This window comes from Salinihabitans flavidus (genome assembly GCF_900110425.1).
Taxonomy (GTDB): domain Bacteria; phylum Pseudomonadota; class Alphaproteobacteria; order Rhodobacterales; family Rhodobacteraceae; genus Salinihabitans; species Salinihabitans flavidus.
In genome coordinates, this window is sequence record NZ_FODS01000007.1 from 21,385 (window position 1) to 31,519 (window position 10,135).

General features: G+C 60.5%; 9 protein-coding genes. 6 read left to right on the forward strand and 3 right to left on the reverse strand.

What is annotated here, in order from left to right:
• The first annotated feature begins 38 nt into the window (after nt 1-38).
• On the forward strand, nt 39-3,368 hold the full coding sequence (carB, locus tag BMW66_RS07825; RefSeq protein ID WP_093117187.1) for a carbamoyl-phosphate synthase large subunit: 3,330 nt from the start codon (nt 39-41) through the stop codon (nt 3,366-3,368).
• 92 nt (nt 3,369-3,460) lie between these two features.
• On the opposite strand, the gene BMW66_RS07830 is transcribed toward carB, so the two are convergent.
• Complete coding sequence (locus BMW66_RS07830; RefSeq protein WP_093117189.1) at nt 3,461-4,636, reverse strand: MalY/PatB family protein; 1,176 nt, start codon at nt 4,634-4,636, stop codon at nt 3,461-3,463.
• Between the two features lie 96 nt (nt 4,637-4,732).
• On the opposite strand from BMW66_RS07830, the gene def (BMW66_RS07835) reads away from it, so the two are divergent.
• Genes def (BMW66_RS07835) through BMW66_RS07855 form a run of 5 tightly spaced genes read left to right on the forward strand, consistent with a single transcriptional unit; the run spans nt 4,733 to nt 7,487 of the window.
• On the forward strand, nt 4,733-5,245 hold the full coding sequence (gene def / locus BMW66_RS07835) for a peptide deformylase (RefSeq protein WP_093117191.1): 513 nt from the start codon (nt 4,733-4,735) through the stop codon (nt 5,243-5,245).
• 36 nt (nt 5,246-5,281) lie between these two features.
• Nucleotides 5,282-5,770: a peptide deformylase gene (gene def, locus BMW66_RS07840; protein ID WP_093117193.1), complete on the forward strand. Its 489-nt coding sequence runs from the start codon at nt 5,282-5,284 to the stop codon at nt 5,768-5,770.
• A complete protein-coding gene (gene def / locus BMW66_RS07845) occupies nt 5,767-6,261 on the forward strand; it encodes a peptide deformylase (protein WP_093117195.1) in 495 nt (164 codons plus the stop codon). The genes def (BMW66_RS07840) and def (BMW66_RS07845) overlap by 4 nt, the downstream gene beginning before the upstream one ends.
• Before the next feature lie 36 nt (nt 6,262-6,297).
• Nucleotides 6,298-7,206, forward strand: a complete 909-nt coding sequence (fmt, locus tag BMW66_RS07850) for a methionyl-tRNA formyltransferase (RefSeq protein ID WP_093117197.1) — start codon at nt 6,298-6,300, stop codon at nt 7,204-7,206.
• Between the two features lie 44 nt (nt 7,207-7,250).
• Nucleotides 7,251-7,487, forward strand: coding sequence for a GlsB/YeaQ/YmgE family stress response membrane protein (locus BMW66_RS07855; RefSeq protein ID WP_093117199.1), 237 nt, complete (start codon nt 7,251-7,253; stop codon nt 7,485-7,487).
• A gap of 112 nt (nt 7,488-7,599) precedes the next feature.
• On the opposite strand, the gene BMW66_RS07860 is transcribed toward BMW66_RS07855, so the two are convergent.
• Both BMW66_RS07860 and BMW66_RS07865 read right to left on the reverse strand, forming a co-directional pair.
• Nucleotides 7,600-8,265 carry a sugar transferase gene (locus BMW66_RS07860; RefSeq protein WP_093117201.1) on the reverse strand — a complete coding sequence of 222 codons (666 nt, stop codon included), beginning with the start codon at nt 8,263-8,265 and terminating at the stop codon, nt 7,600-7,602.
• Nucleotides 8,266-8,841: 576 nt separating this feature from the next.
• Nucleotides 8,842-10,107, reverse strand: coding sequence for a GumC family protein (locus BMW66_RS07865; protein WP_093117203.1), 1,266 nt, complete (start codon nt 10,105-10,107; stop codon nt 8,842-8,844).
• Nucleotides 10,108-10,135 lie beyond the last annotated feature (28 nt).

Sequence of the window (10,135 nt, forward strand, 5' to 3'; positions counted from 1 at the left end):
AGTCCGCCCGGGCGGCGTCCCCCTGCCCGAGGTCCGTCATGCCGAAAAGAACCGATATCCACTCCATCATGATCATCGGCGCCGGTCCGATCGTCATCGGACAGGCCTGCGAGTTCGACTATTCCGGTGCCCAGGCCTGCAAGGCCCTGCGCGAGGAAGGATACCGTGTCATCCTCGTGAATTCCAATCCCGCGACAATCATGACCGATCCGGTGCTGGCCGACGCCACCTATATCGAACCCATCACTCCGGAGGTGGTGGCCAAGATCATCGAGAAAGAGCGCCCTGATGCGCTCCTGCCGACGATGGGCGGGCAAACCGGGCTGAACACCTCGCTCGCTCTCGAGGAAATGGGTGTATTGCAGAAGTTCGGGGTCGAGATGATCGGTGCCCGGCGCGAAGCGATCGAAATGGCCGAGGACCGCAAGCTTTTCCGCGAGGCGATGGAGCGGATCGGGCTGGAAAACCCCCGCGCGACGATCGTCACGGCCCCAAAGAAGGCCAATGGCGCGGCCGATCTTGAGGACGGAGTGCGCATCGCGCTTGAGGCACTTGAAGACATCGGCCTGCCCGCCATTATCCGCCCTGCCTACACGCTCGGCGGCACTGGCGGCGGTGTGGCCTACAACCGCGAGGATTACATCCACTATTGCCGGTCGGGCATGGACGCCTCTCCGGTCGGTCAGATCCTTGTCGACGAATCGCTTCTGGGCTGGAAGGAATTCGAGATGGAGGTGGTGCGCGACAAGGCCGACAACGCCATCATCGTTTGCGCCATCGAAAACGTCGATCCGATGGGCGTGCATACCGGCGATTCGATCACTGTCGCCCCGGCGCTGACCCTGACCGACAAGGAATACCAGATCATGCGCAACGGCTCGATTGCGGTGCTGCGCGAGATCGGTGTGGAAACCGGCGGCTCCAACGTGCAGTGGGCGGTGAATCCGGAAAACGGCCGAATGATCGTGATCGAGATGAACCCGCGCGTGTCGCGGTCCTCGGCACTGGCGTCCAAGGCCACCGGCTTTCCCATCGCGAAGATCGCCGCGAAACTCGCCGTCGGCTATACGCTCGATGAGTTGGATAACGACATCACGAAGGTCACGCCCGCAAGCTTCGAGCCGACAATTGACTATGTCGTGACCAAAATCCCGCGCTTTGCATTCGAGAAGTTTCCCGGATCGGAACCACATCTCACCACCGCCATGAAATCGGTCGGCGAGGCCATGTCCATCGGCCGCACAATTCATGAATCCCTGCAAAAGGCGCTGGCTTCCATGGAAACCGGCCTGAGCGGTTTTGACGAGATCGAGATTGACGGCGCGCCCGAGAAATCCGCCCTGATCCGGGCCATTTCAAAGCAGACGCCGGATCGGATGCGCACCATCGCGCAGGCCATGCGCCACGGGCTTTCGGATGATGAAATCCAGCATGTCACCATGTTCGACCCGTGGTTCCTGTCTCGCATCCGCGAGATTGTGGACGCCGAGGAGGAAGTGCGCGCGAGCGGCCTGCCGCGCGATGCCGACGGGCTGCGGCGGCTCAAGATGATGGGCTTCACCGATGCCCGACTGGCACAGCTCACCGGCTTTGCCGAGGCCGATGTGCGAAAACTGCGGCTGGCGCAGGGGGTCACCGCCTCCTTCAAGCGTATCGACACCTGTGCGGCAGAGTTCGAGGCCCAGACCCCTTACATGTATTCCACCTATGAAACGCCTGTATTGGGCGACACGGAATGCGAGGCGCGGCCCACCGACCGCAAGAAGGTGGTGATCCTTGGCGGCGGCCCCAACCGTATCGGTCAGGGGATCGAGTTCGACTATTGTTGCTGTCATGCCTGCTTTGCCCTGACCGATGCGGGCTATGAAACGATCATGATCAACTGTAACCCGGAAACAGTCTCGACCGACTATGACACTTCCGACAGGCTCTATTTCGAACCGCTCACCTTTGAGCACGTGATGGAAATCCTGCGGGTGGAGCAGGAAAACGGCACGCTGCATGGTGTCATCGTGCAGTATGGCGGGCAAACTCCGCTCAAACTCGCCCGCGCGCTGGAGGCAGAAGGCGTCCCGATCCTGGGCACCACACCCGACGCCATCGACCTTGCCGAAGATCGCGAGCGTTTTCAGGCGCTCGTCAACCAGCTTGGCCTGAAACAACCCCACAACGGCATCGCCTCCACCGACGCGCAGGCGCTTGCGATTGCCGATGAGATTGGTTTTCCGCTGGTGATCCGTCCGTCCTACGTTCTGGGGGGGCGCGCGATGGAAATCGTGCGCGACATGGGCCATCTGGAACGCTACATCAAGGAGGCGGTGGTCGTCTCCGGTGACAGCCCGGTTCTGCTCGATCACTATCTCGACGGTGCCACGGAACTTGACGTAGATGCGATCAGCGATGGCGAGCAGGTCCATATCGCCGGAATCATGCAGCATATCGAAGAGGCAGGGGTCCATTCCGGCGACAGCGCCTGTTCGCTGCCGCCCTACTCGCTGCCCCGCAGCATCATAGAGCAGATCGAAATCCAGACGCACGCGCTCGCGCTCGCGCTCAACGTGGTGGGGCTGATGAACGTGCAATTCGCGGTCAAGGGGGATGATATCTACCTGATCGAGGTCAACCCGCGCGCCTCGCGCACCGTGCCGTTCGTGGCGAAAGCCACCGACAGTGCCATCGCCTCGATCGCCGCGCGCGTCATGGCAGGTGAGAAACTCTCGGCCTTTCCGCACCGTCCGCCCTACAAGGACGTAAGCTATGACACCGTCCTGCCGCTCGCGGACCCGATGACCTTGGCCGATCCCGACATGCCATGGTTCTCGGTGAAAGAGGCGGTCATGCCCTTCGCACGCTTTCCCGGCGTCGATACGATCCTTGGCCCGGAAATGCGTTCCACGGGGGAGGTGATGGGGTGGGATCGTTCCTTCCCGCGTGCATTCCTCAAGGCGCAGATGGGAGCGGGAATGGTGCTGCCGACCGAAGGCCGGGCCTTCATCTCGATCAAGGATTCCGACAAGGGCCCCGTGATGCTCGAAGCGGCACAGACGCTGGCAGAGATGGGCTTTACCATCGTGGCCACCAGCGGCACCGCAGGCTGGTTGAGCGAGAATGGCATCACCTGCGAGCATGTAAACAAGGTCTATGAAGGTCGACCCAACATCGTGGACGTGCTCAAGAACGGGGAAATTCATCTGGTCATGAATACCACCGAGAACGTGCAGGCGGTCGAGGATAGCCGCGAAATCCGTTCTGTGGCGCTCTACGACAAGATTCCCTACTTCACCACGGCCGCCGGCGCCAATGCCGCGGCTTTGGCCATGAAGACCCGCGAGGACGGGGAAATGTCGGTAAAATCGCTGCAGGGATAGATCGCGCCCGCGATCATGTGAATTGTTCGGACATTGTTCTTGCGGGGCAACTTCGTCATGGAAGGATTTGCCCCGCAAGCAACGGCGATGCTTTACTGCAAGTCCCCAAAGGCCGCGCTCAATCTCGCGACCGCCTCTTCAACCCGCGCACGCGGGGTGCCGAGGTTGAACCGCATGAAACTTTCCCCGCCCCGGCCCAGCGTCTGCCCGGGTGTCGCGGCAATGCGCGCGTCCTTGTAGATCCGGTCCTGAAACTCCTCGCGCGCCATGCCCGTTCCGGCAAAATCGACCCACGCGAGATAGGTCGCCTCCATCGGCATCGCCGTAAGTCCCGGGATCGCGTCCACTCCGTCCTTGAACGCGCGATAATTTCCATCGAGATAGATATTGAGCGCATCGACCCAATCCGCCCCTGCCGGCGAATAGGCGGCCCGAGTCAGGTCGACACCAAGCAGGTTTGGGCTGATGTCGAACTGCCGAAAGAACTTCGCGAACCGTTCTTGGAGCGCATCATCGGGAATGATCACGCAGCCTGTGCGGGCGCCAGCGATGTTGAATGTCTTGGAGGCCGCGGTCATAACCACCAGCCGGTCGGCAATCTGCGGCAGCGCCACATGGGCGTTCAGATGGCTGTATCCCGGCAGCACGAGATCGTGGTGAATTTCGTCCGAAATCAGAATTAGATCGTGTCGGAGACAGAAATCCGCCAGTGCCTCAAGTTCGTCCCGTGTCCAGACCCGGCCCGCCGGATTGTGTGGCGCGGAGATGAGCGCGACCTTCTCCTTGCCTGTCATCATCGCCTCGTAGGCGTCGAAATCCATGTCATAGGTGCCGTTCTCACGCAGCCTAAGCGGTAGCTGCGTGTTCACCCGGCCGTTGCGCTCGATCTTGGCCTGAAACTCATGATAAACTGGCGTGAAGGTCACGATACGATCTCCGGGCGCGGTCAGCGCCTGAAGCGTCATTGCGATCCCGTTGCCAAGCCCGTGCGTCACGAAGATCCAGTCGCTTTCGATCCGCCAGTTGTGCCGCGTCTTCATCCACCACTGCACCGCCTCGTGGAATGTCTCCATCCCCGAGAAATAGCCGTAGTTCGCCGTCTCCAGCAGACGCTGCACCGCATCTTGCAGAAAATCGGGTGCGCGGAAATCCATGTCCGCCACCCACATGGCAATTCCATCCTCGGGCGGGACGCCAAAGGCGCGCTCCATCATGTCCCATTTGGCCGAGTCCGTGCCCCGACGATCAATGATCTCATCGAAATTCATATGCGTTTACCCTCTTTTTCGGGGAACGCTACCGGATTGACTGACAGGCGCAAGGGGGCGTTGCAGAGGTCGCGCGCATCGCCTATCTGATCACGCATGCAAAAGCCGATCATCATCCACCCCGACCCGCGCCTGAAGAAAGTCTGCGCCCCCGTGACCGACCTGTCGGACGACTTGCGCTCACTGGCGCGCGACATGCTTGAGACGATGTATGCCGCGCCCGGGATCGGTCTGGCGGCGCCTCAGGTTGGTACGCTGAGCCGGCTGATCGTCCTCGATTGCGTGAAAGAGGGGGAGCCGCAGCCGATGGTGATGTTCAACCCCGAGATTCTTTCCTCCTCGGATGACGTTAATACATATGAGGAAGGGTGCCTGTCTATTCCCGAACAGTTCGCGGACATCACGCGCCCCGCCGAAGTGCGGGCGGGCTGGATCGACATGAACGGCAATCCGCAGGAACGCGATTTCGGCGGGCTTTGGGCCACCTGCATACAGCATGAGATCGACCATTTGAACGGCAAGCTTTTCATCGACTACCTCGGCCCGATGAAACGGCAGATGATGACCCGCAAATCCCAGAAGATGAAGCGCGACCGCGCTCGCGGCTGACTGTGGGCAACACGCCTGACCCGAAAGGAACTTGGGATGCAAATCCTCCGCTGGCCGGACACACGGCTCTCAACGCCCTGCACGCCGGTTGCAGACCCTTCCGCCCTGAAGGCACTCACCCATGATATGCTGCAAACGATGTATGAGGCGCCGGGTCGGGGGCTGGCCGCACCTCAGATCGGGCTGACGCAGCGGCTTTTCGTTATGGATCCGACGTGGAAGGATAGCGCCCCCACGCCTTATGTCTGTATTAACCCCGAGATCACGTCGAGATCCGACGCCATTGTCACTGGACAGGAGGCTTGCCTGTCCATCCCCGGAGTCGCAGCGGATGTGCCACGCCACGCGGAAATCATCCTGCGATGGCAGGGCCTTGATGGCGTATGGCAGAAAGAGCGGCTGACCGGCTTTGCGGCCATCTGCGCGCAACACGAATACGATCATCTCGATGGGATCGTAATCTTTGATCGTGTGGACGACAGCGCCCGCACGGCACTTCTGGCCGACTATGGAGTTCTTGCATGAGTGTCCGCCCCTGCCTGCGCTGGCCCGACAGACGGCTGCGCACTGCGGCGGTGCCTGTGGATACCATCACCGATAACGTGCGCCGCATCTGGACCGATCTCATCGACACGATGGAGGCGATGCCCGGAGTCGGCATGGGGGGCAATCAGATCGGCGAGATGCTTCGCCTCATCGTGGTGGACGCCTCCGAGGCACGCGGGCAGCCCGTGCGCATGGCCAATCCCGAAATTCTGCATGCGTCCGCCCAGCTTCGCACGCATGAAGAGGCAAGCCCCAACCTTCCCGGCGTTTCAGCCAGAATAGACCGCCCGCGTGCCGTGACCGTGCGATTTCTCAATGAAAAGAGCGAGACGGAAGAGCGCGATTTCGTCGGACTTTGGGCGACAAGCGTTCAGCACCAGATCGACCACATCGACGGCAGGATGTACTTCGACCACCTGTCGAAGGTGAAACGCGACATGCTTTTGCGCAAGGCGCGCAAACTGGGATAGGACTGAGACTGTGTCAACATTGGCAAAGGCAACGCGATGCGTCTGATCTTCATGGGAACCCCGGATTTTTCGGTCCCGGTGCTCGACGCGCTGGTTGACGCCGGTCATGAGGTGGCCGCTGTCTACACCCAACCCCCCCGACCCGCGGGGCGCGGCAAGAAACCACGCCCCGGCCCTGTTCACGCCCGCGCCACCGCGCTGGGGCTGCAGGTGCGCCACCCCGAAAGCCTCAAGACGCCAGAGGAACAAGCTGCCTTCGCCGCGCTGAGGGCCGAGGTGGCGGTGGTCGTGGCCTATGGGTTGATCCTGCCGCAGCCCATTCTCGACGCGCCAGAGCGCGGGTGCCTGAACATTCATGCCTCGCTTTTGCCGCGCTGGCGCGGCGCGGCGCCCATTCAGCGCGCGATCATGGCCGGCGACGCGGAAACCGGCGTCTGCATCATGCAGATGGAGGCTGGTCTCGATACCGGCCCGGTGCTTTTGCGCAGGGCCACCCCCATCGGCCCGCATGATACCGCCGAGAGCCTTCATGACCGGCTGTCCAGGCTCGGAGCCGAGGCGATCACCGACGCGCTTGACCGGCTGGACGAGCTGACCCCAATGCCGCAACCTGAAACGGGGGTGACCTATGCCGCGAAGATCGACAAATCCGAAGCGCGGATCGACTGGACGGCGCCTGCCGAGGTTGTGGACAGGAAGATCCGGGGCCTCGCGCCCTTTCCCGGCGCTTGGCTGGAGGTGCAGGGACAGCGCGTCAAGGTTCTCGGGGTCGAACTGGCTGACGCGAGCGATGGCGTGGCAGGTGAGGTGCTGGACAACAGGCTCACCGTCGCCTGCGGCACGGGTGCCGTACGGCTGACGAGGTTGCAGCGTGCGGGCAAGGGGGCGCAGGACAGCGAGGGTTTCCTGCGCGGCTTTCCCCTGCCACCGGGCACGCGACTTTGACATGAAGATTTCGCCAACCCATTGGCGCAGATAGGAAAAATCATATGTGGATCATCTGGCTTGTCATTGTGGGCGCTGCTGCGGGTTTCATCGCCACGCGGATCATGAAACTCGACACCGACGTGATCACCACAATCGTGATCGGCATCGCCGGGGCGCTGATCGGCGGTGTCGTCCTTCGGGTTTTGCTAAGCCTTATGGGCTTTGCCGCAGGCTTTGTCGGCGCGCTTCTCGGTTCATTACTGCTGATCTGGCTTTGGAAGATCTATATCCGCAAGTGACGCGCGACACGCCGTTCCGGACCACAAGAGGTCTGATTCGGCGTGTCGGTAAAGCGTCGGTATAACGTCGGTATTGCGTCGGTGCCGGTTCCGGTTTTCACGTCCGGGGCATCTATTGCCCGTTGGCGGCCAGCACGACGCCGACAGTACGCACAAGCACCCGCAGATCGGCGTTCAGCGACAGTTCCCGGTAATACCGGGTGTCGTAGATCGCCCTCTGGGCAAAGCTCGTCTCATTGCGTTCGGAGATCTGCCAGTAGCCGGTGATGCCGGGACGCATGGAGAAATAGGCATTCCCCGGATAAAGCTCCTTCTGCGAACACATCATCGGGCGCGGTCCGACCAGCGACATCTGCCCCCACAGCACATTCCAGAGCTGCGGCAGTTCGTCGAGCGATGTCGTGCGGAGCAGGCGTCCGATCGGCGTAATGCGCGGATCAATCCGGAGCTTCTGCATCTCGTCCCATTCGCGCCGCGCGAACAGATTCTCGTCAAGATACCTTTCGAGCATCTGGTCCGCGTCGGGCACCATGCTGCGCAGCTTGAGCATGTGGAACACACGACCGTTACGGCCAATGCGTTCCTGCCAGTAGAATGGCGAGGCCCCATCGCGCGCTATGATCAGCGCCAGCACCAGCACGATCGGCAGAACCAGCGGTGCGAGCATCAGGCAGACCAGTATATCAAGCTGACGCTTGAAATGGTCTCGATAGAAACCGAAGCGGGGTGTCTCGATCACAAATGCTTCGGCGAACTCGTTTCGTGACTGTAAAGTCATGGCATTTAGTCCCCAGATGGCAGCGACATTGGCCAGGCACACAAATATCCACACGATTCCACAACAGTGGATCGCTGATCCCGGCCCTGCCCCGCTTGGGCCGTTTTCGGTGGCTGGCTACTTGGTGGAAATCCAAGGAGAGGACAGACTTATGAATGTCTGGGTTTTCTGCCTTGGTTTTTACACAATTGTCCCTAAGCCGTGTCGAATTATGTCAAATATATAGCAAAACTACGGCGAAAGTCCAACAAGCAGTGTGGGGCACTTTGCTTAAGTCATTGATAATAAATGAATTAATATGTTTCGGCCGAATTGTGGCGTGATTTGGGCGAAAAACTACACACTTTAAGGTTTAGTTTATCGCCGCGTTTGGAAATGGTTTTGAAAATACCCGCTGGATTGTTTCCCGAAAGGGATCAACACAACCTGAGTGCGTCATGCCTCAAACCCGCCTAAACGGGGAAAGTTTCGCGTTTCGCATCAGAAAAGACCACTTCTAACCTGAATCCCGCCTTCCGACCAGAAACGAGGTACAGAGTGATTCGGTTCACCGCGATCCGCGCAGGTGAGACAGGATCAGCCGAGAATGAACAGCAGGATGAGAACAGCGACAAAGAGGATCAGTGCCGCCTCGCCGCCCCATATGAACCACCGCTTGCGGCGTTCGCCCGGAAGCTCGACGATGGGAATCGAAACTATGGGCCGTATCCCCACCTGACGCTCGAACTGGGTGGCGCTTCTCAGCACGGGGTTCCGCAGTTCGAGCAGGATCATCAGCACCAGCGCCACCAAAGCGGACAAGGCGGCCCCTATGAAGACAATGCGCTTGCGGTTCGGTGAGATCGGATGTTCCGGCACCAGGGCCCGTTCAAGCACCGTGAAGCTCTCGGATTGCTGCGAGGTTTGCAGCATCTGCCCCATTTCGGCCTCCGCCTGATTGCGGGTGATCACCTGATACTGTTCCGATAGTTTCTCGAGCCGCCGCGTCAGCTGATTGAATTCGCGCTCCACTTCCGGAGAGGCCTGGATAATGGTCTCGATCTCATCAATCCGTCGTCCGATCAGATCGCGTTGCTCCTCAAGGCGGGTCACGCGCGCGGCCATGATGGAGCCCGGGGTCGGCTGTCCCGCCTGAAGCTCCAGGATCTGGCGATCCAGTTCGAACATGGATTCGCGCAGACCGCTTCGTTCCTCGCGCAACCCGCTGAGCCCGTCTGGCAGATACTGTGCATTCTCGCGTTTGAAGCGGGCAATCTCCCCCTCAAGCCGGGCGATGGCCTGCCCGACGCGCTCTTCCTCGCTTTCGAAGAATTCCAATGTCTCGCGTGCGCGTTCCGCCCGCCTTCGGCGGTTTTGTTCAAGCACGTTTGTCACAAGCTCGTTGGCGATGGCCGCGGCAAGCTCAGGATCCCCCCAGCGTGCGGTGATCTGCATCGCCGTAGGGGTAAGATCCGACCGCCAGCGCAGGTTCGGATCGGAAATCTGCCTGACGCTCGCCGCCTGTCGCATTTGAACCACACGCTCGGCCTCCGACAATTCCGGACGATCGGCAAAAAGATCATATTCCTGAGCAATATGAAGAAGGTTGTCGCGCGCCATCACCTGTTGTTCGATGATCTGAAGCTGTTGCATTGTGGCGGAGTTGGCGGTGGCCGACGTGGTCTGCGGTTCGCGGATACGCGGCTGTTCTATCTGGATCACGGCGGAGGTTTCATAAAGCCGCTGGAGACTGAGCGCATAGACGACCGAAACGATGATCCCGACCGCGCACACGCTGACCAGCAGCAGCACATGCCGCCGCAGCATGTTCAGGCTTTCCTCGAACGAATGGATCCGGTTCATACCTGTTCCTGTCGCCTCTTGTCCCGCC

Bases quoted from the DNA above. Each gene is read 5' to 3' on its own strand.
- carB (WP_093117187.1), top strand. From the start codon at position 39: ATGCCGAAAAGAACCGATATCCACTCCATCATGATCATCGGCGCCGGT.
- BMW66_RS07830 (WP_093117189.1), bottom strand. From the start codon at position 4,636: ATGAATTTCGATGAGATCATTGATCGTCGGGGCACGGACTCGGCCAAA.
- def (WP_093117191.1), top strand. From the start codon at position 4,733: ATGCAAAAGCCGATCATCATCCACCCCGACCCGCGCCTGAAGAAAGTC.
- def (WP_093117193.1), top strand. From the start codon at position 5,282: ATGCAAATCCTCCGCTGGCCGGACACACGGCTCTCAACGCCCTGCACG.
- def (WP_093117195.1), top strand. From the start codon at position 5,767: ATGAGTGTCCGCCCCTGCCTGCGCTGGCCCGACAGACGGCTGCGCACT.
- fmt (WP_093117197.1), top strand. From the start codon at position 6,298: ATGCGTCTGATCTTCATGGGAACCCCGGATTTTTCGGTCCCGGTGCTC.
- BMW66_RS07855 (WP_093117199.1), top strand. From the start codon at position 7,251: ATGTGGATCATCTGGCTTGTCATTGTGGGCGCTGCTGCGGGTTTCATC.
- BMW66_RS07860 (WP_093117201.1), bottom strand. From the start codon at position 8,265: ATGACTTTACAGTCACGAAACGAGTTCGCCGAAGCATTTGTGATCGAG.
- BMW66_RS07865 (WP_093117203.1), bottom strand. From the start codon at position 10,107: ATGAACCGGATCCATTCGTTCGAGGAAAGCCTGAACATGCTGCGGCGG.